This is a genomic window from Streptomyces djakartensis (assembly GCF_014651075.1).
GTDB lineage: Bacteria > Actinomycetota > Actinomycetes > Streptomycetales > Streptomycetaceae > Streptomyces > Streptomyces djakartensis.
Genome location: NZ_BMWE01000001.1, coordinates 398,151 through 423,083, shown reverse-complemented (window position 1 = coordinate 423,083; position 24,933 = coordinate 398,151). Strand labels below are relative to the sequence as shown.

The following is a 24,933-nucleotide window of genomic DNA, read 5'->3' as shown; positions in this document are numbered from 1 at the left end:
AGTGTCGTGAAGCGGGATCCTCGTTCGGGACCCGGTCGTTCTACGAGGTGCGGGGGCAGAACTCGGCCGCGAGCACCGCGGGCTCGAGACCGGGATCCGCGATCGCGTCCGTGTTCACGCGGAAGGTGAGGACATGCCGGCCGTCCACGGTGGCTGCGGTGCGCACGTAGCTGCCGGGGATGTGCCCGTTGTGCCCCCACACCGTGGTGCCGCACGGAAGTTTCTCGGGAATCAGCCCCATGCCGTACGCGCCGTGTGTGGCACGGGTGTCGAGCATCTCGCGCAGCCAGTGCGGGGGCAGCAGACGCCCACCGAGCAGGGCCGCGTAGAAGCGGTCCAGATCGGCGAGCGTGGTCACCAGCTCGCCCGCGGCACCGGCCACCCGCGGGTCGAGTTCGGTGACGTCGGTTCCGTCGGCGGCGTAGGCGGTGCCGTGCGGTGAGGGCAGGGAGGAGCGGGAGCCGGGGAAGGAGGTGCCCGTCAGCCGCAGCGGAGCGATGATGCGGCGCTCGGCCTCGGTGGCGTAGGAGCGGCCTGTGACCTGCTGGATGACCAGGCCGAGCAGGACGTAGTTGGTGTTCGAGTAGGAGAAGCGGCCGCGTTCGCCCGGAGGGTGGGTGAGGGCGAGGCGTACGGCCTGACGGGGGGTGACGGGTGCGGTTCCGCCGGTGTCCGCGGTGAAGTCGTACAGGCCGCTGGTGTGGGTGAGCAGGGAGCGCAGGGTCAGCGCGCGGCCGTCGTTGCCCGCTCCCCGCACCAGGCCGGGCAGGTGCTGCTCGACCGTGTCGGACAGCGACAGCCGGCGTTCCGCCGCCAGTTGCAGCACGACCGTCGCGATCAACGTCTTCGTGACGCTGCCGGCGCGGAAGTGGTCCGACCTGGCGATTCCCTGCCCGGCGTGGGCGTAGCGGGTGGTGGTCCCCTCCCGGGCCAGCAGAGCCGCGGCGGGATCCCTGCCCCGGGTCACCAGCAGGGGGAGCACGGCGTCCGCGGGCGGCGAGAGGGTCGAGGAGTCGGCCGGGGTCAGGCCGAGGAGGGCGACGGCCAGGGGAAGGGCCGGCAATGTCCGAAACGGCGGCATGCGGGCTCCTCCCAGGTACGGGCCCCATCATGCAGGGCGGCGCGGGTCGCGGCGCACCCGGGTTCCGGTAGGGCGGGCCCACGGGCGGGCACCAGGGGGCCCCTGGGCGTTGGGCACTTGTCGGGTGAGGGACAATGGAGCCTCTGTCAGGGCGGGTTGTATGAGGGGACGCATGTCGGAGGCGGAGCGGGCGGGCACATCTCGTCAGGACACTCGTCAGGACAACAGGGAGCGTCTCCTCGCGGGGCGTTACCGGCTGGGCGACGTGCTCGGCCGCGGCGGCATGGGCACGGTCTGGCGGGCCCAGGACGAGACCCTGGGACGCACGGTCGCGGTCAAGGAGCTGCGGTTCCCGTCGAACATCGACGAGGAGGAGAAGCGGCGGCTGATCACGCGGACACTGCGCGAGGCCAAGGCCATCGCTCGGATCCGCAACAAGAGCGCCGTGACGGTCTTCGACGTCGTCCAGGAGGACGACCGGCCCTGGATCGTGATGGAGCTCGTCGAGGGCAAGTCGCTCGCCGAGGTCATCCGGGAGGACGGCCTCCTCGAGCCCAAGCGCGCCGCGGAGGTCGGGCTCGCCGTCCTGGACGTGCTGCGCTCCGCGCACCGGGAGGGCATCCTGCACCGCGACGTGAAGCCGTCGAACGTGCTGATCGCCGAGGACGGCCGGGTGGTGCTCACCGACTTCGGGATCGCCCAGGTCGAGGGCGACCCCTCCATCACCTCGACCGGCATGCTCGTCGGCGCTCCCTCCTACATCTCCCCCGAGCGGGCGCGCGGGCACAAGCCCGGCCCGGCCGCCGACCTGTGGTCGCTCGGCGGGCTGCTGTACGCGGCGGTGGAGGGTGCTCCGCCGTACGACAAGGGCTCGGCCATAGCGACGCTCACGGCGGTGATGACCGAGCCGTTGGAGGAGCCCAAGAACGCGGGCCCGCTGACGGACGTCATCCACGGTCTGCTCACCAAGGACCCCGCCAAGCGGCTCGATGACGCGGGCGCCCGCGCGATGCTGAACTCGGTCCTGCGCACGAGCGAGCCGGAGCCGATGGACGCGACGAAGGTGGTGCCGCTGCCGGACCAGCCGGACGGGTCCCCGGGCAAGGGGAGTTCGGCCGGGGCAAAGGGCAAGCGGGGCGAGGAGGCCGGTGAGCGGTTGCGCGGCGCGTTGCGCTCCGTGCGCAAGGCCGCGGCGGGGACGGCAGGGGCGTCGGCCGCCGCCCGCACCGAGCCGGAGAGCGGCACCGCCTCTTCCGGCCCGGCCGACGGGACGACCGCGGCCGGCGCCCCGGGCGCGTCAGCGTCGAAGAAGCCGGGTTCCGGGCCGGCCTCAGGGGCGGCTGCCGGGGCCGTTGGAGCGAGCGCGCACGAGACGAAGACGGCTTCGGGGGGCCGGAGTTCGGGGTGGCCCGTGATGCCACCGCCGGACCTGCCGCCCAGGCCCGCGCCCAAGGCGCCGCTCACCGACGTGGTGCCGCGGCGCACGCTGATGATCATCGCGGTGGTCGTGGCGCTCGCCGTGATCGGCACCGTGCTCGCCGTCGTCTTCAGCGGGGGTGACAAGGGTTCGAAGGGAGCCGACGGCAAGAGCGGCCAGAAGGCCGTCACCACTGCCTCGGGCAGTGCCGACACCAAGGGCGACGAGAGCGACAGCACGCGCACCGGCAACTCGGCGAAGCAGCCCGCGTCGTCGGGACCCGCCTCGAACCCCACGCCCACGGGCGGCTCCTCGGGTGCCGCGGACGGCGGCTCCGGCGGGAAGGACACCGCGGCGGAGTCGACGTACCAGGGCGGCCAGGGCTACTCCATCGGGCTCCCCAAGGGGTGGAAGTACCAGTCCACCGGCGCCGCCGGTGACCGGTTCACCGGCCCCGGCGGGCAGAAGCTGCTCATCGCCTGGACGTCCACGCCCAAGGGCGATCCGGTGGCCGACTGGGAGAGCCAGGAGCGCTACATGCAGCGCGCGCAGTACAAGAAGATCCGCATAGAGAAGGTGGACTACCGCGGCTGGAACACGGCCGACTGGGAGTTCACCTACTCGGAGGGCGGCACCAAGTACCGCACCATCGACCGTGGGTTCGTCGTCGACGACCGGCAGGGGTACGCGCTGATGTACACGGCGAAGGCGGCCGACTGGGACGGTCAGCGCCGCAAGCAGACGTGGCGGACGCTGACGAAGACCTTCGAACCCAAGTCCTGAGCATGGGCTCTCCCGGGTTTGGGGAGGCAGATCTGGCATCCTCGCGATGTGGGCTGCCCGCGGCCCGTATCGTAAATATTTGCGGACCGTGGGCAGCCGGAACGGGCCGTGGGGCGAACGGATGTGACCGACCAGGCTGCCGGGGGAGGCATCGTGGACGACTACGCGGGACGGGTACTCGCCGACCGCTACCGCCTGCCGCTTCCGCCGTCCGACGAGTACGAACTCACCGAGAGCCGGGCCTTCGACACCTACAGCGGGCAGGAAGTCCTGGTCAGGCAGGTGCCGTTGCCGGAGGTGGTCGAGGCGGAGGTCCTCGACGCGGACGGACTGCCCGACGGTTTCACGGCACATGACGCCGGCGCGCGGCGGCACGGCGGGCGTCCGGGCCCCCGGCGGCCCACGGATCCGGTCGTCCGGCGCGCGGTCGAGGCCGCCCAGGCCGCGGCGGCCATTCCCGACCACCCGCGCCTCGACCAGGTCTTCGACGTGTTCGCCGACGGCGGTTCGCTGTGGGTCGTCAGCGAGCTGGTGGCCGCCCGTCCGCTGGCGGCGCTCCTCGCCGAGAAGCCGCTGACGCCGTACCGGGCGGCCGAGGTGGCCTCGGACGTCCTCACGGCGCTGCGGGTGCTGCACGCCCATGGCTGGGTGCACCGCAACATCACCGCGCGGACGGTCCTCGTCTGCGACGACGGCCGGGTCATGCTGACCGGGCTGGCGGTGGGCGCGGCGGAGGAGGCGCTGTGCGGATACGACCCGGTTCCGGCTCCCGCCTTCGACGAGCCGGGCCAGGGGCCGGGGCGGGAAGGCCCCTCCGGGCCGGTGAACGGCGTAGGCGCCCCGGGCGGCGCCGTTGGTTCGGGCGACCCCGAGGCCGCGCGGCGTGCCGCCATAGAGGCCCGGGAGTCCAGGGGCCTGCCGGGGGCCGGAGGCGGCGCGGCGGACGGGGGCCCGGCCGTCCCGGCCCGACGGGACGCGGAGGGCGGCGATGACCCACGGGCCGCGCGCGCCGGGGCCATCGCGGCCTACCGGGCCGGTGCCCGGGCCGCGGCCCGGGTGCAGGAGGCGCAGCAGAGCGACCGGGCGCTGCCCGGTGCCCGTTCCGCCCCGGGCAGCGGGCCCGCGCCGTACGGCGACACCTCGGCGCGGTCGCCGTACGTCCCGGGGCAGAACACCGGCTCCGGTGCCGTCCCGCCAGGACGGATAGCCGACCCCTACGGCGTGCGCGGCGCCCCCCGGACGACCGCCTGGCACGGTGCCGCACCCCGCGGCGGGCCCGCGTCGCACAGCCAGGAGCCGACGGTCCTCCCCCCGGCCGCGGGCGCCCCCGCCCAGGAGACGCCCGCCCGATGGGACGACCTGGTCGCCCACACCCCCCAATCCCGGCGCGGACCGGCCACGGCGCTCGCCGCCGAGCGGGCGCGGCAGGCGCGGATGGCCGTGGTGGGGCCCGTGACGGAACGCTGGGCACCGGAACAGGCCGGACCCGTGCACGAGAACTGGCAGCTGGCCGCGCCGATCGGTCCCGCGACGGACCTGTGGGCGCTCGGCGCGCTGCTCTTCCGGGCCGTACAGGGGCACGCGCCCTACCCGGAGGAGTCGACGGCCGAGCTGGTGGAGATGGTGTGCGCCGAACCGCCCGCGTACGCCGAGGAGTGCGGGCCGCTCAGGCCGGTCGTGGAGTCACTGCTGCGTCAGGACCCCACCGAGCGACCGGACTTCGAGGAACTGCGCGGCTGGCTGCGCTCGCTCGTACGGTCGGCGCCCGAGCCGGAGGCCGGTGTGCACGTGATCGCCGCGCCGCCCGCCGACGCGAGCCGGCTGCCCGTCGTACGCCGCCGGGGTGAGCTCGTGCGCAGGCGGCGGGCCGGGCTGCCCGCACACCACGGGCGGCACAAGCGGGCCAAGGAGTCCCGGTCGCCGCACCGCCTCGGCCGCACCCTGCTCCTGCTCGTCCTGCTCGCGATGGCCGCGGCGATCGCCTACGCCATGCTCTTCATGCCCAAGTCGGGGACCGACGGCGCGAACGGCACCGACCGCACCGGAGCCGCCGGCGAGGTCAGCCAGGCGCCCGAGCCGGACGCCGGCGGCGAGCCACGGCCCGACCAGATGTCCCCGGAGCCGGAGAAGGACCCGTCGGCCTCGGCCGGTTCCACCGAGACGCAGACCACCGGCCCCGAGATCGCCGGCGGCTTCACCCTGCGCAAGGACCCGGCGGGCTTCCAGGTCGCCGTGGCCAAGGGCTGGGGCCGCGCCCCGCGGAACGCGAACGGCCAGGTCGTCTACTCCAAGGGCGACTTCGAGCTCCTCGTCGTACCGGGCCGGGACCGCTCGTCGGAGTTCGGCGGTGATCCGATGGCCTACCAGCGGGAGAAGGAGCGCGAGCTGCAGCCGTACCGCGACTCCAGCTGGGCCACCTCCACCGGGCTGAAGACGATACAGGTGGGCGGACGGACCATGGCCGAGGGGCAGTTCACCTGGACCGGTGACGACGGGGGCGAGCGGTTCGTGCGCAACCTCGCGATGCTGCTCGACGGGCGGTACCACGTGGTCCAGGTGCGCGGCCCGGAGGCCGAGCGGGACGAGGTGACGCGGCTGTACGAGCAGGCGGCGGCGACCTACAAGGCGACGGGATGAGCGGTCGGCGCGCCGACGGCAGGCCGTAGTTCACACTCTGGTCGCCGCACGTCCCGGCGGACGGCAACCGTCACAGTGCGGTCACCGTGGCACCCCGCTTGTTCCCCAGGGGAGGGTGGGTCCTTACGCTGACCCTGTCAAGACCATTGCGGGGCAACGTGAATCAGATGCAGGGCCAGCTCGTCGCGGGCCGCTACCGGCTCGCCGACTCCATCGGCAGCGGCGGCATGGGCCGGGTATGGCGCGCCCATGACGAGGTGCTGCACCGGCTGGTCGCCATCAAGGAGTTGACGGCAGCCCTCTACGTCTCCGAGAGCGAGCAGGCGATCCTGCTGGCGCGCACCCGGGCGGAGGCGAGGGCCGCCGCGCGGATCAACCACTCCGCGGTCGTCACGGTGCACGACGTGCTGGAGCACGACGGCCGCCCGTGGATCGTGATGGAGCTGGTCGAGGGCCGCTCCCTGGCCGACGCGGTCAAGGAGGAGGGGCGCGTCGAACCACGCGAGGCGGCGCGCGTCGGCCTCTGGGTGCTGCGGGCCCTGCGCGCCGCGCACACCGCCGGCGTCCTGCACCGGGACATCAAGCCGGGCAACGTCCTGCTCGGCACGGACGGCCGGGTCCTGCTCACCGACTTCGGCATCGCCCAGATCGAGGGTGACACGACCATCACCCGGACCGGAGAGGTCGTCGGCTCCGTCGACTACCTGGCGCCCGAGCGCGTGCGCGGCCACGATCCGGGCCCGTCCTCCGACCTGTGGGCCCTCGGCGCCACGCTCTACACGGCGGTCGAGGGCCGCTCGCCGTTCCGCCGCACCACACCGCTGACCACCATGCAGGCGGTGGTCGAGGAGGAAGCCGCCGAGCCGCGGCACGCCGGCCCGCTCGCACCCGTCATCACCGCCCTGCTGCGCAAGGACCCGACGGCCCGGCCCGACGCCTTGGAGGCCGAGCAGATGCTCGCCGAGGCGGCGGAGGGGCGGCGGCCGAACGGAGCGCAGGCGTACGTGCCCACGCAGCACGGGCGAACGCCGTACCGGGAGGTCCCCAGCGGCACGGGTGCGGCCGGTACCGGCACGGGCACGGCCGGTACGGGCACGCTCGGCACCGGGTCGGGATCGCACACCGGTACGCCGCTCCCGCCGCTGGCCGGGCCCGCGGCGACCGGGACAAGGGCGGCCGGTACCCCGACGGGCGGCGCCCCGACGGCCTCGGGCCCCGGGCAGCAGGCGACCGGCCCCGCCATGGTCGGCCCGGCGACGGGCGCCCGGCAGTCCGGTCCGGGCCGGCGCCGCAGGCTTCGGAGCCTGGCCCTGGTCGTCGCCCTCGCGGCCATCGTCGGCGGCGGCACCGCCGTGCTGATCCAGCAGTTCGACCGGAACCGCCAGCCGCAGGGCAGCCTCTCCGGCTCGCCGCACACCACGGTCACGGGGCAGCCGGGGCGATCGGTTCCCGCCAGCTGGACCCGCCACGACGACCCCGCGGGTTTCAGCCTCTACCTGCCCAAGGGCTGGAAGCGCAAGGTCTTCGGCGAGGAGGGCGAGCTCAAGCAGATCGACTACACGCCCGACGGCGGCCGGCACTTCGTCCGGATCGCCGTCGACACCTCCCCGGACTTCGCCGACCCGTACGCCCACCAGCTCGACCTGGAACAGCAGCTCCAGCGGCTGGTCGCGTACAAGCGGGTCGCCCTGGAGCGCAACGTCTACCGTGACCGGGAAGGCGCTCTGTGGGAGTACACCTGGACGGCGCAGGCGAAGGACACGAAGTTCCCCGGTCCGCGCCGGGCCGTCGAGGAGACGTACGTCGCCCGCGACGGCACCGAGTACGCGCTCTACATGTCGTCGCCCGCACAGGACTGGGCCGAGGCGCGCAAGCAGTTCACGTCGCTGCTGCAGGGCTGGCACGAGAAGACCCCCTGACGCGGCGGCACTCCTGAGGGGCTGTCTGTTTCGGCCACCCGCGCGTCGGCGCCCCGGAGCGGATCCGTCCGGTGGGGCATGATTGCCGCATGGGGACCGAGGGACACAACACCCGTGTCATCGCGGGCCGCTACCGGCTCGAGGCCAGACTCGGGCGTGGTGGCATGGGAGTGGTCTGGCGGGCGACCGACCAGCTGCTCGGCCGGGGCGTGGCCGTCAAGGAGCTCCCCTTCGACGAAACGCTCTCCGCGGCGGACGCACGCCGGCAGCGGGACCGCACGCTGCGCGAGGCACGGGCCGTCGCCCAGCTGAGCCACCCGCACATCATCGTCGTCCACGATGTCGTCGAGGACGACGAACGCCCTTACATCGTCATGGAGCTGATCGAGGGCGGCTCGCTCGCCGACCGTGTCGCCTGCCATGGCCCGGTCGACGCCGCCGAGGCCGCCCGCATCGCCGTCGACCTGCTGGGCGCGCTGCGTGCCGCGCACGCGGCCGGGGTCCTGCACCGTGATCTCAAGCCCGACAACGTGCTGCTGGAGGCCGGTACCGACCGGGTCGTCCTCACCGACTTCGGCATCGCCCAGGTCGCCGGGGCCCCCACGCTCACCGAGAACGACTCCTTCGTCGGCTCGCCCGAGTACACCGCGCCCGAGCGCATGTCCGGAGCCAGGACGGGACCCGAGTCCGACCTGTGGTCGCTGGGGGCGCTGATGTGCGCGGCCCTCAGCGGCGAGTCGCCGTTCCACCGGGACTCGCTGGGCGGCATCCTGCACGCGGTCGTCGTCGGCGACATCCGGCCACCCGCCCAGGCCGCGCCGCTCCTGCCCGTGGTGCAGGGCCTGCTGGAACGCGATCCGGACCGGCGGCTGGACGCGGACCGGGCGGAGCGGATGCTCCGGGCGTTCCTCGACACGGGGCGTACGCCGCAGGTCCCGCCGCCCGGGTACCCGCCGCCGGAGCCGGACGCGCACGGGGGACGGCACCAGGACGGCACGGACCGGGAAGCGCCTGCGCCGCCGGCGGGGGCGCCCGGACCGGACCACCAGGACGAACCATTCCTCCACCAGCCCACCCGGCGCGTGCTCGTGGCCGCGCTGCTGGTCGCCGCGATGGCCGGGGCGGGTGTGTCGGCGGCGGCGCTGCTCATGGACGAGGGTGCCGGGGACGGCGGGCGCACGCCCACGAGTTCGGTGCCTCGCACGCCCACGGCCGAGCGGTCCGCCCAGGGCACACACAGTCCGAGCGCTCCCGCACCCACGACCGCCACCGCCTCGGCCTCGCCCTGAACACGACCGGCGGCGACCCGCTTCGACAAGGTCGCGTTCGGCGGGGTACTGATGGGTCATGAGTAACGACGGGGGCGGGACAGGCGTCGCCCAGGGCCGGATGGTCGGCGGGCGGTACCGGCTGGTCGAGCGCATCGGTTCCGGCGGATCGGGCACCGTCTGGTGGGCGCACGACGAGCTGGCGCGGCGTGAAGTCGCCGTCAGGCAGCCGCGGTTGCCGGGTGACCCGGAGGACGACGGCCACCGGCGGGCGGCGCACCGGCTGCACCGCGAGGCCCGTGCCGCCGCCCGGGTCGACCATCCCGCCGCCGTCACCATCCACGACGTGGTCGTCGAGCCGGTACGGCAGGGCGAACGCCTGGGTCCCCAAGGCCCCGACGAACTCGACGCGACCGAGATGCTCGACGGGCTCCCCTGGATCGTCATGGAGCTGGTGCGGGGCGAGTCCCTGCACGAGAGGCTCCGGCGCGGCCCTGTCGACGCCCGGGAAGCGGCCCGTATCGGCCTCGCGGTGCTCGGTGCCCTGCGCGCCGCGCACTCCGTGGGCATCGTGCACCGGGACCTGAAGCCCGCCAACGTGCTGCTGGGCCCGGACGATCGGGTCGTCGTCACGGACTTCGGCATCGCCCAGGTGCGGGCGGAGGAGACCTCCACCGCGGGCGGGGCGTTCGGGGGTTCGCCGGAGTTCGTCGCCCCCGAGCGCAAGTCCGGCCGGATCGCCGGGCCCGCCTCCGACCTGTGGTCGCTGGGCGCCCTGCTGTACACCGCCGTCGAGGGCGAGTCCCCGTTCCGCCCTGCGACGTCCCGGTCCGCCCTCGCCGCCGAGGCGCCCGAGCCGCTCCGGGCCGGCCCCCTCGGGCCGCTGATCGCACGGCTGCTGGTGCCGGACCCCGAACGGCGGCCGGACGCCGAGGAGGTCGTGAAGGAGCTTCAGGCGGTCGCGGGGCCACTGTCCCTCGCCCCCGTGGAAGAGATACCCGCGGGGGGCCAGGAGACCGAAGCGGCCGGGAAACCCGCGGAGGAGCCCGGCCCCGGCCCCGGCCCCGACGCCGGAACGCACGCGGACGCGGCCGACGGGCCGCCCGAGCCGCCGAGACGCCACAGCCTCCTCCACCCCGCCCCCCTCGCCCTCCTCAGCGCACTGCTGGCCGGCGGCGTAGGTGCCGCCACCCAACTCGGAGACCCCAGCAGCGCGGAATCCGCCGAACAAGCCGCCGAGGCGACGGAAACGGCCGAGACGACGGACACCTGGATCCCGCACCCCGAGCCGGACATGGCGGCCGTACTCCGCCTCCCGCGCCACTACCGCCCGCTCGGCAGGACCGGCAAAGCGACCGACCAGCCCCGCACGGTGCTCTACGGCGACGAACGCGGCGGCACGATCCAGGTCCGCCTCCTCATGTGGGACAAGGCGCCCGGATCGCCGCTGGACCAGGCGGGGAAGGCGCACAAGCGGCCCACCCGCACCACGGTCCAGGGCTACGAAGCCGCCCTCGCCGACACCACGTACGACCGCGGCGGTGCCGCCAGGCGGGTCATGCGGGCGGTGGTCCGCACCGACGACGACCGCATGTACGAACTGCGCGTCGACATGGCCAGGGGCACGCCGGAGGAGAAGGAGGGCACCTCGGTCTTCCGGGGCGCCCGGGACCGGCTCGGGATCGTAAAAGGCTGAATCACACCACCCGGCCGCCTCGGACCGCCGGACAACGCCCTGATCAGGCCATTCTTTGCCAGCAGCCACTGGCGGTGTGTGGGTACTCGGTGAAGCCGTATTACCGACGGGTACCCAAAGGCTCCGCCCGCGGCATACCCTGCGCCTCATGACGGACGCGCACGCCCCGGAGAAGCCCGGCACGGCACAGGCCGGAACCAACCCCCTCGCCCCTGCCCCGCAGGGCGCCCGCACCGCCGACGACGTGGTCACCCCCGAGCTGGTCGCCCAGCTCACCAAGGGTGTGGTCGGCTCCGGCCGGACGGCCAACCACACGCCGTTCACCGGTGAGCGACTGGCCGACCTCCCCGAGTCGACGCCCGAGGACGTGGCGAAGGCCTTCGACATGGCCCGCACCGCCCAGGCCGTGTGGGCGCGGACCCCGGTACGGCAGCGTGCCGCCGTCCTGCTCCGCTTCCACGACCTGGTGCTGGAGCGCCAGGCCGAGGTGCTGGACCTGATCCAGCTGGAGACCGGCAAGGCCCGGCTGCACGCCCACGAGGAGGTCCAGGCCGTCGCGGTCGCCGCCCGGCACTACGGCCGCAAGGCCCCCGCCTACCTCAGCCCCAAGCGGCACGCCGGTGCCGTGCCGGCCCTCACCAAGGTGACCGAGCTGCGCCATCCGCGCGGAGTCGTGGGCCAGATCGCCCCCTGGAACTACCCGTTGGAGCTGTCGGCCGGTGACGCGCTCCCGGCCTTCGCCGCGGGCAACGCGGTCGTCATGAAGCCGGACACCGAGACCTGCCTGACCGCCCTGTGGGCCCGTGACCTGCTCATCGAGGCCGGTCTGCCCGCCGACGTCTTCCAGGTCGTCCTCGGGGACGGCCCCGTGATCGGCCCCGAAGTCGTCCGCCACGCCGACTACGTCTCGTTCACCGGCTCCACCCGCACCGGCCGCGAGGTCGCCCAGGGCGCCGCCGCCCGGCTGGTCGGAGTCTCCCTCGAGCTCGGCGGCAAGAACGCCATGCTGGTACTGGAGGACGCCGACATCGAGAAGGCCGCTGCCGGAGCGGTCCGCGCCTGCTTCTCCTCGGCCGGCCAGCTCTGCATCTCCGTCGAGCGGCTCTACGTCCACGAGTCGATCGCGGACGCCTTCCTGGAGCGCTTCGCCGCCCGCACGAAGGCCATGCGCCTCGGCACCTCCCTGGCGTACGGCGCCGACATGGGATCCCTGGTCGGCGAACGCCAGTTGGAGACCGTCACACGGCACGTCGAGGAAGCCGTCGCCAAGGGCGCGAAGGTCCTCGCGGGCGGCGTGGCCCGCCCGGACATCGGCCCGTACTTCTTCGAGCCCACGATCCTCGACGGGGTCGGCACCGACATGTCCGTCTGTGCGGAGGAGACCTTCGGCCCGGTCGTCTCGGTCTACCGCTTCAAGGACGAGGACGAGGTCATCGAACGCGCCAACGCCACGGCCTACGGCCTGAACTCCTCGGTCTGGACGAAGAACGCCCGCCGCGGCCACGAGGTGGCCTCCCGCCTGCGCACCGGCACGGTCAACATCAACGACGGCTACGCCCCCGCCTACGGCAGCGCCCAGTCCCCCATGGGCGGCATGAAGGACTCCGGCCTCGGCCGCCGCCACGGCTCCGAGGGCATCCTCAAGTACACCGAGGCCCAGACGATCGCCCACCAGCGTGTCCTGCCGATGGCTCCTTCCCTGGGCATGGACGACGAGAAGTACGCCAAGTTCATGAGCCGCAGTCTCCGCCTGATGAAGGCATTCCGGTTCCGGTGATGCCCTAGGGGCGCGGGGAACCGCGCGATCAACCGCCGACGGCCCGCACGCGACACTCAACGAGGAGAACACGTGCCTCAAGACGATTACGACTACGACGTCATCGTCGTGGGCTCCGGCTTCGGCGGGTCCGTCACCGCCCTGCGCCTCACGGAGAAGAACTACAGGGTCGGCGTCCTGGAAGCCGGCCGCCGCTTCACCCGGGAGTCCCTCCCCAAGAACTCCTGGGACCTCAGGAACTACCTCTGGGCGCCGAAACTCGGCATGTACGGCATCCAGCGCATCCACCTGCTCGGCAATGTCATGGTCCTGGCGGGTGCGGGCGTGGGCGGCGGCTCCCTCAACTACGCCAACACCCTCTACGTCCCGCCGAAGCCGTTCTTCGAGGACCCGCAGTGGCGGGACATCACCGACTGGCAGGACGAGCTGAAGCCGTACTACGACCAGGCCCGCCGCATGCTCGGCGTGCGGCTCAACCCGACCATGACCCCCTCCGACGTGCACCTGAAGGCCGCCGCGGAGCGGATGGGCTGCGGCGACTCCTTCCACCTCGCCCCGGTCGGCGTGTTCTTCGGCGACGGCGAGGACGCGGACGGGACGGCGAAGGCGAAGCCGGGCCAGGAGGTGCCCGATCCGTACTTCGGCGGGGCGGGACCGGCCCGCAGGGCCTGCGCGGAGTGCGGCGAGTGCATGACCGGGTGCCGTCACGGCGCGAAGAACACCCTCAACGAGAACTACCTGTACCTCGCCGAGAAGGCCGGCGCGGTCGTCCACCCGCTCACCACGGTCGTCTCGGTCACCGACGACTCGCGCGGCGGCTACGCGGTCGCCACCCTCCCCACCGACGACCGCCGCAAGGGGAAGGGCCGGACGTACACCGCCCGCAAGGTCGTCCTCGCCGCCGGCACGTACGGCACCCAGACACTGCTCCACCGTATGAAGGCGGGCGGCCAGTTGCCGTACCTCTCGGACAGGCTGGGTGAGCTGACCCGCTCCAACTCCGAGGCCCTGGTCGGCGCCCAGACCGACGACCGCCGCTACCGCAAGGCCCACGGTGCCCCGAAGGCCGACTTCACCCGGGGCGTGGCCATCACGTCCTCGATCCATCCCGACGAGAACACCCACATCGAGCCGGTCCGCTACGGCAAGGGCTCCAACTCGATGGGCGGCCTGTCCATCCTCCAGGTCCCGTACGCGGGGACCGGCCCGGGCAGCTCACGGGTCCTGGGATTCCTCGCCCACGCGGCGAAACACCCCTTGCTGGTGCTGCGCTCCCTGTCCAACCGCCGCTGGTCGGAGCGGACCATCATCGGCCTGGTGATGCAGTCGCTGGACAACTCCCTGACGACGTACCTGAAACCGTCCGGAGTCGGCCGGGGCCTGCTCACCGCCCGGCAGGGCCACGGCGCCCCCAATCCCAAGCAGATCAAGGCCGCCACGGAGGGCGCGTCGGCGCTCGCCGCGGAGATCAACGGCTTCCCGGGCTCGAACGTAGGCGAACTGATGGGCACTCCGCTCACCGCCCACTTCCTGGGCGGCTGCCCGATCGGCGCCTCCCGTGAGACCGGCGTGCTCGATCCGTACCACCGCCTCTACGGCCACCCCGGTATCTCGGTGGTCGACGGCGCCGCGGTCTCGGCGAACCTGGGCGTCAATCCGTCCCTCACCATCACCGCCCAGGCCGAGCGGGCCATGTCGTTCTGGCCCAACAAGGGCGAGCCCGACCCGCGGCCCGGGCAGGGCGCTGCCTACGAGCGGCTCCAGCCGGTCGAGCCCAAGTCCCCGGCTGTTCCGGCGGACGCGTTCGGCGCGCTGCGGCTGCCGTTCCTGGGCATGCCGGCGGTGCCGCCGAAGAAGTAACCGCAACCCGTGACACAACAGAAGAGGGACCTGCGCCCCCCTCCGAGCACAGGTCCCTCTTGTTCTTGCGTCAAGCTCTGGCCGATCGAGCCCTGTTGAGCCCCGTCGAGCCCCGTCGAGCCCTACGGGGGCGTCTTACGCCTCCGTACCGGCCTTGCGACGGCGCACCACGAAGATCGCACCGGCACCGGCGACGACCGCGGCACCGCCGACGAGGCCGATCACCGGCAGGGCGGAGCTGGAGCCGGTCTCGGCGAGGCTGCCGGTGACCTCCGGCGTGTTGCCGCTCGGCTTCGTGTCGGTGACCGGCGCCTTGCCGCCTTCCTGCGGCTTGGTGCCCTCGGTGTCCGTGCCGGCGGCGACGATCTGGAACTTGTAGGAGATCTGGCCGAAGCCGGTGCACTCGGCGTCGCTGTCACCGTAGATCGTCGCGCCGAGCGAGAAGCCGGCACCGACCGGGGCGGACTTCTTGACGTTGAGGCGCATCGGGATGTCGACCTCGTAGTCGGGCTTCAGCTCGTCGGTGTAGCCGACGTACCCGACCGCGTAGCCGCCCGCGTCGAGGTCGACCCAGGTCTTGTCCTGGGGGTCCCAGGCCTGGAGCTGGACCTGCTTGCTGGTGAACAGGTCCTCGCCGTTCTTGTCGGCGGAGGCCCCGGCGAAGAAGTCGAGGTCGTTGAGCGTGGAGTCGGAATTGTTGAGCACGTTCAGCGAGAACTTGTGCCAGCCGCTGCCCGCCGAGATCTTGCCGGGCAGGCCGTTGATGCTGACATCGACCTTGGTGTCCTTGCACGCGGACGGCTCGGGCTCCGGGGACTCGGGCTCAGAAGTGGTCGGCGCCGGGGAGGACGGGCTCGCGGAGGTGCTCGCCGGGGGCGTCGTCTCGGGCGCGGAGGTGCTCGGCGGAGGCGTGGTCTCCGGGGCGGAGGTGCTCGGCGGAGGCGTCGTCTCGGGCGCGGAGGTGCTCGGCGGAGGCGTCGTCTCGGAAGCCGACTCGCTCACGGACGTGCTCGGCGCGGGCGACGTCTCGTCGCTCGCGTACGCGGCCGGCGCCGCGAGCAGTGCGACCGGGGCTATGACCGCCGTAGCGGCCGCTGCTGCCATTGCGCGGCGAAGCTTCATGAAGACCTCGGAAAGTCCGGCGTACCACGGGCTGCGGTACGAACTCTGGGGGAGGCCTCCGCGTGTGGGGCGCGGGTGTGGCCCTTGGTTCGGCAGGTTTGATCCGTGAAACCTGTGAATGGTTGCCCTGGCATTCACGGAATTCTTATGTGTTCTGAGTCACATTCAAGGCCTTCTTGTGAACGCGCTCACCGCTTGCTTGGATCTGTATCTCGTGTCTGACAAGCCGTCCGATGATCAGCCATCGGCCTCGGAGATCCCCGACGACGTCTGGGAGCAGTTCACCCGCGACACCGAGCGGGACATCCGTGCCTCAGCCCCGAAGGAACCGTCCGCGCGGGCGCGCATGGTGACGGAGCGACTGCGTGAGCAGGAGGCCAGGGGTGAGCTGCCTCCCGGGTGGCGCACCGGTCCCTCCCTGGAGATGAACGGACGGTCCGCCCGGCGCCGCAAGCTGTGGGCCGCGCTCGGCGTGCCCGTCGCCGTCGCCGTGGCACTGGTGGCCCTGAAGCCGTCCTTGTTGCCCGGTGACCCCTTCGGCACGGGGGAGTCCCGGGCCGCCGCGGCTTCCCCCCTGCCCGACGAGACCACCGCGCCCACCGCGCCGCCCGGGGCCTCGGACCCCGAAACGCCCACCCTGGACGAGCCGTTCGCCGGTTCCCCGGCTCTGCGCTGGGCCGACGGCGAGGCGGGCATCGTCCTGCCCGGGGCGAAGGCCGTCGGCGCGGTCCCCAAGGGCCGGGTGGAGCAGGCGCTGAAGCTCACGAGGAAGCTGCTGATCGCCGCCAACCTCGACCCGGGGACGGTGCGGGGCGAACGCCCCGAGGCCGCGCTGTCCGTGCTGGACCCCGAGCAGCCGGAGATCCTCGACCGTTTCGACACCGCCCTGCGGTCACCCAGCCGCGAGCACGACCCGTTGACCCTGTTCACCCGGTTCGACCCCGACGAGATACGGCTGGTCGGGGACGTGATCAAGACGCGCGGGCGCATGACGTTCGGGAAGGGCTCGCACGGGGGCGTGGCCGTGCACGCCGACTACACCTTCGTCTACCCGGTCAGCCGCGCGGACGGGTCCACCGAGGTCACCCGCACCATCGTCCGCCGCGTCCTGGACGTGGAACTCGCCGACCCCGCCCGCTACCGGACCACTCCCGGCCGGCTGGTCGTCCTGAACTACGACGAGGAGGTCGGCAACACCGCCTGCGACGTCGATGACGGCTACCTGCATCCGCAGTTCCCGTCGAGCGGGGACCGCGGGCCCGATCCCGCCGGCCCGACGACCGACCCGTACGACCGCAGCCGGAGTCTCGACGAGGGCCACTCCTGCGGGACGGTGACCCGCACCTGAGCGGAACGAAGGGCCCCGCGGGGTGAAGCCGCGGGGCCCTTCCTCTGGTCAGCACCGACGTCAGGGCAGCGCCGGTGCCTGGAAACGGCGCCGGGGGGTGCGCCGCTGGTCTCGAGCTCTGGCAGGGAAAGCCTGTGCGTTTCTGCGATGTCCGCCGGCCGGCCCCGGGCGTCCCCGGAGCCGGCCGTTCTCTTGGGTGACCGGGCTGCTGTCCCCTGCCGTCCGGTCACTTCCCTGGAGCGAGGTCCCACGACGCACGGCACGATCCGCACGTCTCATCACTCCAGTGAGCCACGCGTGGTTCTCTCGGGCCCGCGCCTGGCTGGCACGGACAACGGGACCAACGAGGGGCGCGGCGGGCGGTCACGCGCCGGACGGGTGAGAGGAGGGCGTACGTCTGTCCCACGAATGCGGGTTCAGATCTTGCCGCGGCACAGCTCCAGCAGGGTCATCGCGAGGCTGGTGCCCGGCCTGCCCAGCGCCTCCCGGTAGTGGCCGAGGACCTCCATCTCGCGGGAGAGGTTCACCCGCCGGCCGCCCGAGCCGATCCGTGCCTCCTGGATCACGGCCGAGACGGCCGCCCGTTCTTGGATCAGGCCGATGATCCGGTCGTCGAGCGCGTCGATCCGCTCGCGGGCTCCGGTGATCACGTCGGCGGCCTCGGGGGTACGGGCGCCGGTCAGGTCGGTGGCGGTCATGAGAGGGGCTCCTCGTCGTCAGGGGGTGCCCCGGTCCGGCAAGGCCCCGACGACGGCAGACGCCCCGGGCCTTGTCGGCCCGGGGCGCCTGGGAAGTCGCTTGTCAGTTGCTCAAGCAGCACGACCATGGCGTCCGGCGGGCCGGATGCCATAGGTAAAGACGAACGTCTGGTGCTTGAACATGGGGCAAGTATGCACCGCGCCCCGGAGCCGTCCAAGCCGGATCGCATCCTGAGACGGGGCGGCCGTCCGGCACACGGAAGGCGCCCGGTGGCGCCCCGGTAGAATCGGGTGGCACAAGACCCCCGCCCCACCGCCGGAAGGCACCCCGTGTCATCAGCGACTCCCGCTGCCAGCGCCGCCGACACCGTTCTGGTCGTCGACTTCGGCGCGCAGTACGCCCAGCTCATCGCCCGTCGCGTCCGCGAGGCGCGGGTCTACAGCGAGATCGTGCCGAGCACCATGCCGGTCCAGGAGATGCTCGCCAAGAACCCCGCGGCGATCGTCCTCTCCGGCGGCCCCTCGTCGGTGTACGAGGAGGGCGCGCCCCGCCTGGACCGCGAGCTCTTCGAGGCCGGCGTCCCCGTCTTCGGCATGTGCTACGGCTTCCAGCTGATGGCGCAGACCCTCGGCGGCACCGTCGACAACACCGGCGCCCGCGAGTACGGCCGCACCGACCTGCACGTCTCCAAGTCTTCCTCCACCCTCTTCGAGGGCACCCCCGCCGAGCAGGCCGTCTGGATGTCCCACGGCGACGCCTGCTCCGCCGCCCCCGAGGGCTTCTCCGTCACGGCCTCCACGGACGTCGTGCCGGTCGCCGCCTTCGAGAACGACGAGAAAAAGCTCTACGGCGTCCAGTACCACCCCGAGGTGATGCACTCCACGCACGGGCAGCAGGTGCTGGAGCACTTCCTGTACCGGGGCGCGGGTCTCACGCCGAACTGGACGACCGGCAACGTGATCGAGGAGCAGGTCGCCGCCATCCGCGAGCAGGTCGGCGACCGGCGCGCCATCTGCGGGCTGTCCGGCGGCGTGGACTCCGCCGTCGCCGCCGCCCTCGTCCAGAAGGCCATCGGCTCCCAGCTGACCTGCGTGTACGTCGACCACGGCCTGATGCGCAAGGGCGAGACCGAGCAGGTCGAGAAGGACTTCGTGGCCGCGACCGGCGTGCAGCTGAAGGTCGTGGACGCGGAGGAGCGGTTCCTCAAGGCGCTCGCCGGGGTCTCCGACCCCGAGGAGAAGCGGAAGATCATCGGCCGGGAGTTCATCCGGGTCTTCGAGCAGGCCCAGGCCGAGATCATCGCCGACCAGGGCCCGGCCGTGGAGTTCCTCGTCCAGGGCACCCTCTACCCGGACGTGGTCGAGTCCGGCGGCGGCACCGGCACTGCCAACATCAAGTCCCACCACAACGTGGGCGGCCTGCCCGAGGACCTCGAGTTCAAGCTGATCGAGCCGCTGCGCAAGCTGTTCAAGGACGAGGTCCGCATGGTCGGCCAGGAACTCGGCCTGCCGGACGAGATCGTCCAGCGCCAGCCGTTCCCCGGCCCCGGCCTCGGCATCCGCATCGTCGGCGAGGTCACCAAGGAGCGCCTGGACCTGCTGCGCGAGGCCGACGCCATCGCCCGCGAGGAGCTGACGGCGGCCGGCCTCGACCGTGACATCTGGCAGTGCCCGGTGGTCCTGCTCGCCGACGTCCGCAGCGTCGGCGTCCAGGGCGACGGCCGCACCTACGGCCACCCGATCGTGCTGCGCCCGGTGTCCTCCGAGGACGCGATGACCGCCGACTGGTCGCGCCTGCCCTACGACGTCCTCGCGCGGATCTCGACCCGGATCACCAACGAGGTACGGGACGTCAACCGCGTCGTCCTCGACGTCACCTCGAAGCCGCCGGGGACGATCGAGTGGGAGTGAGCACAGGCCCTACGTGCGCCTGACGGTGCGCAGGGGATCGCCGGGCTTCCAGATCTGGAGGACGAGGTACTTCTCGTCCTCCACGTAGGTGCGGACGACCTCCGTCAGCTCGGTGCGGAAGAGGTGGAACGGCTCCGGCGGTTCCACCTCTTCGACGTATCCGGCCTTCGTCCCGGCGTCGTCGACCTCGATCGCCCGGCCGCTGATCCGGACGTCACCGCCGCCCATGCCGGTGCCGTCGCCGGGATTCGCCTGGAGCGCGAAGCGCGGGTCGCGGCGCAGGTCCAGGGCCTTGAGCGAGTCCGGCATCATGCCGAGCCACAGTTCGCCGCCCAGGATCCGCACCTCCAGGCCGCTGGTACGGGGCGAGCCGTCCTTGCGGAGGGTGGCGAGGACGTGGTGCGTGTAGGCGCCGAAGCGCTTCTCGACGGTGCCGGCCAGATGAGGTTCGGCGGTGGCGAAGGCCGCCCAGTTGGCTGTCATACGGAGAGTCTGACGCCGAAACCGGACGTCTGCTGTCGGCTATTCGGGGGGTCGGGGATACCGGGAACGAACCGGCGCGCAGCGGGTACTCACAGGGGCGCTCGTTCCTCTTCACGGCACGGTTCTGTTCTTCCCGGCCTCACTGAAGGTAACTTCCGCCCCGTACGACCCACCAGCGCTGGAGGACCTATGCACGGGCCCACCCCGCCCCCGCCGCTGCCCACCGACCAACTGCGCTTCGCGATGCCGCCGATGCACGAGTCGGTCGAGGACGAACGCCGGCACCGCAAGGAACGGCTCGCCGGGGCCCTGCGGATCTTCGGGCGGCTCGGCTACGAGGACGGCGTGTCCGGGCACATCACCGCCCGCGACCCGGAGTACTCCGACTGCTTCTGGGTCAACCCGTTCGGGATGCCGTTCCGGCACGTCACCGTCAGCGACCTGGTCCTGGCCAACCAGGACGGCCAGGTCGTCGACGGCGTCTACCACGTCAACCAGGCCGCGTTCACCGTGCACGCCCAGGTCCACGCCGCCCGCCCCGACGTGGTCGCGGTCGCCCACTGCCACTCGGTGCACGGCCGGGCGCTCTCGGCCCTCGGTGAGCTGCTCGAACCGATCACCCAGGAGAGCTGCGCCTTCTACGAGGACCACGCCCTCTACGACTCGTACACCGGCGTAGCCGTCGACGCCGAGGAAGGGCGGCGCATCGCGGCGGCGCTCGGCTCCCGCAAGGCGCTCGTGCTGCGCAACCACGGGCTGCTGACCGTCGGCGACTCGGTGGACGCGGCGGCCTGGTGGTTCGTGTCGATGGAACGGTCCTGTCAGGTGCAGCTGACCGCCCAGGCCGCCGGACGGCCGGTCCGGATCGACCATCGGATGGCGGTGGCGACGCGGGAGCAGCTGGGCGGCGACCTGGTGGCGTGGATCAACTACCAGCCGATGTGGCAGGAGGTCAGCCGGGCCCAGCCGGATCTGCTGGGCTAGCACCCCCGCTCCCGCAACCAGGTCAACACGGCACGCCGAGATTCACCCATGTTGACCAGAGAGAACGGACGCGGACCGGGTGGCATAGGGCACAATTCGCTTTCGTCGCAGGCGAGTTGCGCAGCGGTGTTTCCGGGGTCGGAGGGCCGGCGGTGGTTGGGTCGCGGGAAGGCGGGCGTCGGGCGTGGCGGTGCGCGAGGCGGGACAGGGCGGCGCGGACGCGGGTGCGTACGCGGGTGCGTACGGGGATGCGAGTGCGGGTGCGTATACGAGTCGGTACGCCGGTGGGCGTGCGGGTGGGTACTCAGGTGAGTCCGTGAGCGGCTGGGCCGGCGGGCACGACGCTGCGCACGGGGGCGGGTGTGCCTGCGGGGACTGTCCGCACGGGGCGCGTGAGGGGCACCGGAGGGCCGTCGCCGCGTTCCTGCGCAGGCGCGACGAGTTCGCGGCCGGGCAGGGACTGCCGGCCGCGGTGGCTCACTCCGCGTCGGCTTCCCGCCAGTGGGTCTCGGAGGAACTGGCGCAGTCCGCGGGACTCGTCGCCGAGCGCGGCCGCGCCGAGGGCCAGGCCTGGCTGACCCGCCTGTGGCGCCGTACCGCCAGTGGGGTCTGGGCGGCCGTCGTCCTGTTGCTGCTCGGACAGGCCCTCACGGCGGTCGGCGCGGGCTGGACGGCGGCGCGGACGGCCGGGCTGGCCGCGGCGCTGGTCGTCGCCGGTGCGCTGACCGCGGCGTCGTGGTTCCACCGGGCGAAGGGTGGTGCGCTCGCGCCCGTGATCGGTGAGGACAACCGTCTGTCCACCTCCCGCGCGGTCGCCGCGGCGTGGGTGCTCTTCGTGGCCTACTCGGTGCTCGTGCTGGCGGGACGGCTGGCCGCCGCCTCCCGGCACGAGGAGCGCGACACCCTGATCTCCGGGCTGGAACTCGCCCGTGGCGGCGGGGTGGTGACCGTGCTCGCCGTGGTGTGCGCGGTCGCCGTCCTGGTACGGCGGGTGGTCGGGTTGCGGGTGCTGGGGCAACGGCTGCAGAAGGTACGAGCCGACCGGCCGCGAGCCGCCGACCTGCTGACCGACGACGCGGGGCGTGGCGCCTTCCCCGACATCCAGTACGTCGTGATCAGCGGTGCCGCCCTGGTCTTCGCGGCGGTACGGCTCGCCAGGAGGCCGGACCAGTTGCCGGATCTGCCGTGGGGCCTGTCGGTGGTGGTCCTGGTGTCGGCGATGACGTATCTGGCCGGCAAGTACGCGGAAGGCGGCCGGCCGGTCATCCTCTCCGTCGTGCGGTCGCGGGAGGCGGGCGACCTGGACGCGCCGATCCGCACGGGCGACGACATCGAGATCCGGGGCGCCGGTTTCGTGCCGCCGGGTGCGCAGGGCGCCGACCGGCTGGCCCGGATGGTCGTCCGGGTCGGTGCGGTGCACGTTCACGTGCCGTTGGTGCCCGTCCCCGGCGGGTTCAGCAATCCGACCGACACGCTGCTGACGGTGCCGGTGCCGGCGGACGTGGAGCCGGGACGGGTGGAGGTGCAGGTGGTCACGGCGGCCGGCGTGGAGACGAATCGGTACGCGGTCGATGTGACGGACTGACGGCCCGCGTCGCGACAAAGCTGAGCCGGATTCGTTCGTCGTACGTATGGTCTGTTGAGGGGGTCTCGGCACCGGCGGGCGAGAGGCGGCTAGCAGCGATGACTCACGGTATGCGAACGGACACGTACACCACCGGCTTCCATGAGGACGGAGGCTGGCGGGCAACCGCCGGCCGCTACGCCCTCCTTCCCCTGCGCCTCTTCCTCGGGGTCACCTTCATCTACGCCGGCCTGGACAAACTCACCGACAGTGCCTTCATGAAGGACTCCGGCGCGGGATCGATCGGCGACATGATGCGTGCCGTGCGCGATTCCTCCGCCATCCCCGCCCTGGTCGACCTCTCCCTGAAGAGCCCCGTCGGCTTCGGCTACGCCATCGCCCTCGGTGAGCTGGCCGTCGGCATCGGCACCTTGGTCGGGCTGCTCACCCGACTGGCCGCACTCGGCGGCGCCCTGATCTCCCTCAGCCTGTGGCTGACCGTGAGCTGGGCCTCCGACCCGTACTACTACGGCAACGACCTCGCCTACCTCATGGCCTGGATCCCCCTCGTTCTCGCGGGCGCCCCCGTGCTCTCCCTGGACGCCGCCCTGCGGTCGCGACGACGGCGGCGGGCGGGGGATCTCGGGTAGCGGCAGCGGGCGGGCGAGGCCTGCCGTCAGCAGGCCGTGTCCGGGCCCGGCTCATCGGCGGCCGTGCGGCCCGCCTCGCGTCGCCGGCGTATGAGCCCCGTCACGAACGCCACCGCCCCGGCCAGGCACAATCCGCCGGTGACGAGGGGTATCGCCACGAACCACGGGGTCTCCCAGGCGCCTCCCGCGTCACCGGCGTAGAGGACGCCCGCCAGGGTGAGGACCGCGCCCGCGACCAGCTTTCCGGGCTGGAGTTCATGACGCAGCACGGGTCACCTCCGCCTGTCCCACGCCGACCTGGAGGTCCAGGTCGACGGTCCCTGACCTCTCGGCGTTCCCGGCAGGGGAAAGGGTCGTCTCCTTGTGCCGGCCCGGTTTCACGTCCACGTCCTTCGCGTCGTCGCCCGGCAGCTGGAGATCTCCGACCCCCACGTCGACACTCAGCCGGACGGTCATGCCCTCGGGGACGAGCACCTTCACCCGGCCCACGCCCACGGCCGCACGCGTCGTCACGGTCTGTCTCCCCGTCAGGTCCAGCCGGGTCAGGTCCAGGGTGCCGACGCCGGTGCCCAGGTCGTACTGGTGCCGTACGTCCGCCACCGTGGCGGGCCGCCAGGTCGTGCGGTTCCACTGGGTGCCGATGTCCTTGGGCAGCACCGCCGATCCGGCGAGCAGTCCGGCCGTGATGACCGCCAGGAGTATCGAGCCCGCGCCGGTCCGTCCCAGGAAGGCGCTGACCGCGATGCCCAGCCCCAGGACGGCGAGCGAACAGGCCAGGCCGGTCTGCAGGCTGGTGCCGAGCGGGTGCTGGTCCCAGGTGAGGCTCGTGCCCAGGGAACCCGCGAGCACCGCCAGCAGGAAGACCCAGCCGCCGATCCGGCGGGGACCGCGCGGCCCGGGCGGCCGGGTGCGCGGGGCGGGCACGTCGGTGCGGTCGGCGGACACGACGCCGAGGCCGATGTTGATGGCTGCCGCGACATCCGCATCGCGGTGGTCGCGTGGACCCCAGAGGTAGCCCGTGCCCCCGACGTGCTTGCCGTCCTTGACCACGGGGTCGCGCCACCAGGAGGGGAACGCGGCGGGGACCGGCGGCGCCTTCGGCTCCGGCGGGGCGTCGGCGACCGCCTGCGCCGCCAGGGGGTCGGGGCTGGGGGCGCCGCGCTGCCGGGACCAGTAACCGGCCCCGGCGAGGAGGAGGGAGAGGACGACGGCGAAGGCCAGCACCCCGCCGTTGTTCAGCAGGGTCAGGAACACCCCGCAGCCGACCAGGGCGAACAGCACGGCCGTCAGTGCCTGGCCGTCGACACGGCCGGTCAGGAGCTTGCGCACCTCGTTCTCGTCCTCGTCGTCGTACGGGACGAACAGCCAGGCGAAGCCGTAGAAGAACAGGCCTATGCCGCCGGTGGCGGAGAGCACCGCCAGGGTGATCCGGAAGATCACCGGGTCCATGTCGCACTGCCGTCCGAGCCCGGCGCAGACGCCGGCCAGGACCTTGTGGCTGCGGTCGCGCCGGAAGCTGTGGGGCGGCCCGGGAGGGGGGTCTTCCGCGGCCGGACCGGCCGTCTCGGGACCCCTCCCTCCTCCCGCGGCGGGCGCGGCATCCTGCGGCCCGGCGCCCGGAGTGGGGCGCGGGCCGGAGCCGGGTCCCGGACCCGTCGCGGCGTGCTCGTGGTCGGTCATGGGTCCATGGTGACGGGCGCGGCGGCGCGGCGGGAGCCCGAACGACCCTGGCCGG

Annotated in this window: 17 protein-coding genes and 1 pseudogene; 12 read left to right on the top strand and 6 right to left on the bottom strand. The window is 72.8% G+C overall.

Translation table 11 applies throughout. The features are described from left to right. Nucleotides 1–40 precede the first annotated feature (40 nt). Nucleotides 41–1,081: a serine hydrolase domain-containing protein gene (locus IE212_RS01885; RefSeq protein ID WP_190195889.1), complete on the bottom strand. Its 1,041-nt coding sequence runs from the start codon at nt 1,079–1,081 to the stop codon at nt 41–43. A 172-nt stretch (nt 1,082–1,253) separates the two neighbouring features. On the opposite strand from IE212_RS01885, the gene IE212_RS01880 reads away from it, so the two are divergent. The 7 genes and pseudogenes from IE212_RS01880 (at nt 1,254) to IE212_RS01850 (ending at nt 14,438) form a co-directional block, all read left to right on the top strand. Then, entirely contained in the window at nt 1,254–3,281 is a 2,028-nt protein-coding gene (locus tag IE212_RS01880) for a serine/threonine-protein kinase (protein WP_190195888.1), read from the top strand. A 153-nt stretch (nt 3,282–3,434) separates the two neighbouring features. Next, nucleotides 3,435–5,918 (top strand): serine/threonine kinase C-terminal domain-containing protein, encoded by a 2,484-nt coding sequence (locus tag IE212_RS01875; RefSeq protein WP_190195887.1) that lies wholly within the window; start codon nt 3,435–3,437, stop codon nt 5,916–5,918. Between the two features lie 167 nt (nt 5,919–6,085). Beyond that, nucleotides 6,086–7,837, top strand: coding sequence for a serine/threonine-protein kinase (locus IE212_RS01870; RefSeq protein WP_190195886.1), 1,752 nt, complete (start codon nt 6,086–6,088; stop codon nt 7,835–7,837). A gap of 89 nt (nt 7,838–7,926) precedes the next feature. Then, nucleotides 7,927–9,123, top strand: a pseudogene (locus IE212_RS01865) (serine/threonine-protein kinase); the annotation flags it as partial. A gap of 61 nt (nt 9,124–9,184) precedes the next feature. Then, nucleotides 9,185–10,801 carry a serine/threonine-protein kinase gene (locus IE212_RS01860; protein ID WP_190195884.1) on the top strand — a complete coding sequence of 539 codons (1,617 nt, stop codon included), beginning with the start codon at nt 9,185–9,187 and terminating at the stop codon, nt 10,799–10,801. A gap of 148 nt (nt 10,802–10,949) precedes the next feature. Next, a complete protein-coding gene (locus IE212_RS01855) occupies nt 10,950–12,578 on the top strand; it encodes a succinic semialdehyde dehydrogenase (protein WP_190195883.1) in 1,629 nt (542 codons plus the stop codon). A 72-nt stretch (nt 12,579–12,650) separates the two neighbouring features. Then, entirely contained in the window at nt 12,651–14,438 is a 1,788-nt protein-coding gene (locus IE212_RS01850; protein WP_190195882.1) for a GMC family oxidoreductase N-terminal domain-containing protein, read from the top strand. 135 nt (nt 14,439–14,573) lie between these two features. Here the strand turns inward: IE212_RS01850 and IE212_RS01845 are convergent, their stop codons facing one another. Continuing rightward, nucleotides 14,574–15,560, bottom strand: a complete 987-nt coding sequence (locus IE212_RS01845; RefSeq protein ID WP_190195881.1) for an LAETG motif-containing sortase-dependent surface protein — start codon at nt 15,558–15,560, stop codon at nt 14,574–14,576. A gap of 214 nt (nt 15,561–15,774) precedes the next feature. Here IE212_RS01845 and IE212_RS01840 point away from each other — a divergent pair, with 214 nt between their 5' ends. Then, nucleotides 15,775–16,908 carry a hypothetical protein gene (locus tag IE212_RS01840; protein WP_190195880.1) on the top strand — a complete coding sequence of 378 codons (1,134 nt, stop codon included), beginning with the start codon at nt 15,775–15,777 and terminating at the stop codon, nt 16,906–16,908. A 416-nt stretch (nt 16,909–17,324) separates the two neighbouring features. Here IE212_RS01840 and IE212_RS01835 read toward each other — a convergent pair whose 3' ends face one another. Continuing rightward, entirely contained in the window at nt 17,325–17,606 is a 282-nt protein-coding gene (locus tag IE212_RS01835) for a chorismate mutase (RefSeq protein ID WP_190195879.1), read from the bottom strand. A gap of 330 nt (nt 17,607–17,936) precedes the next feature. Here IE212_RS01835 and guaA point away from each other — a divergent pair, with 330 nt between their 5' ends. Continuing rightward, complete coding sequence (guaA, locus tag IE212_RS01830; protein ID WP_190195878.1) at nt 17,937–19,517, top strand: glutamine-hydrolyzing GMP synthase; 1,581 nt, start codon at nt 17,937–17,939, stop codon at nt 19,515–19,517. Between the two features lie 9 nt (nt 19,518–19,526). Here the strand turns inward: guaA and IE212_RS01825 are convergent, their stop codons facing one another. Then, complete coding sequence (locus IE212_RS01825; protein ID WP_190195877.1) at nt 19,527–20,000, bottom strand: pyridoxamine 5'-phosphate oxidase family protein; 474 nt, start codon at nt 19,998–20,000, stop codon at nt 19,527–19,529. 189 nt (nt 20,001–20,189) lie between these two features. Here IE212_RS01825 and IE212_RS01820 point away from each other — a divergent pair, with 189 nt between their 5' ends. The 3 genes from IE212_RS01820 to IE212_RS01810 all read left to right on the top strand — a co-directional run bounded on the left by IE212_RS01820 (nt 20,190) and on the right by IE212_RS01810 (nt 23,198). After that, on the top strand, nt 20,190–20,984 hold the full coding sequence (locus IE212_RS01820; protein ID WP_190195876.1) for a class II aldolase/adducin family protein: 795 nt from the start codon (nt 20,190–20,192) through the stop codon (nt 20,982–20,984). 316 nt (nt 20,985–21,300) lie between these two features. Next, nucleotides 21,301–22,569, top strand: a complete 1,269-nt coding sequence (locus tag IE212_RS01815; RefSeq protein WP_190195875.1) for a hypothetical protein — start codon at nt 21,301–21,303, stop codon at nt 22,567–22,569. 98 nt (nt 22,570–22,667) lie between these two features. After that, the gene (locus IE212_RS01810; protein WP_190195874.1) at nt 22,668–23,198 is read left to right on the top strand and encodes a DoxX family protein; all 531 of its coding nucleotides are present in this window, start codon (nt 22,668–22,670) and stop codon (nt 23,196–23,198) included. A gap of 26 nt (nt 23,199–23,224) precedes the next feature. Here the strand turns inward: IE212_RS01810 and IE212_RS01805 are convergent, their stop codons facing one another. Together IE212_RS01805 and IE212_RS01800 are read right to left on the bottom strand one after the other, a co-directional pair. Beyond that, a complete protein-coding gene (locus tag IE212_RS01805) occupies nt 23,225–23,467 on the bottom strand; it encodes a hypothetical protein (RefSeq protein WP_190195873.1) in 243 nt (80 codons plus the stop codon). Beyond that, on the bottom strand, nt 23,454–24,878 hold the full coding sequence (locus IE212_RS01800; RefSeq protein ID WP_190195872.1) for a PspC domain-containing protein: 1,425 nt from the start codon (nt 24,876–24,878) through the stop codon (nt 23,454–23,456). Before IE212_RS01800 ends, IE212_RS01805 begins: the two co-directional genes overlap by 14 nt. Between the last annotated feature and the right edge of the window lie 55 nt (nt 24,879–24,933).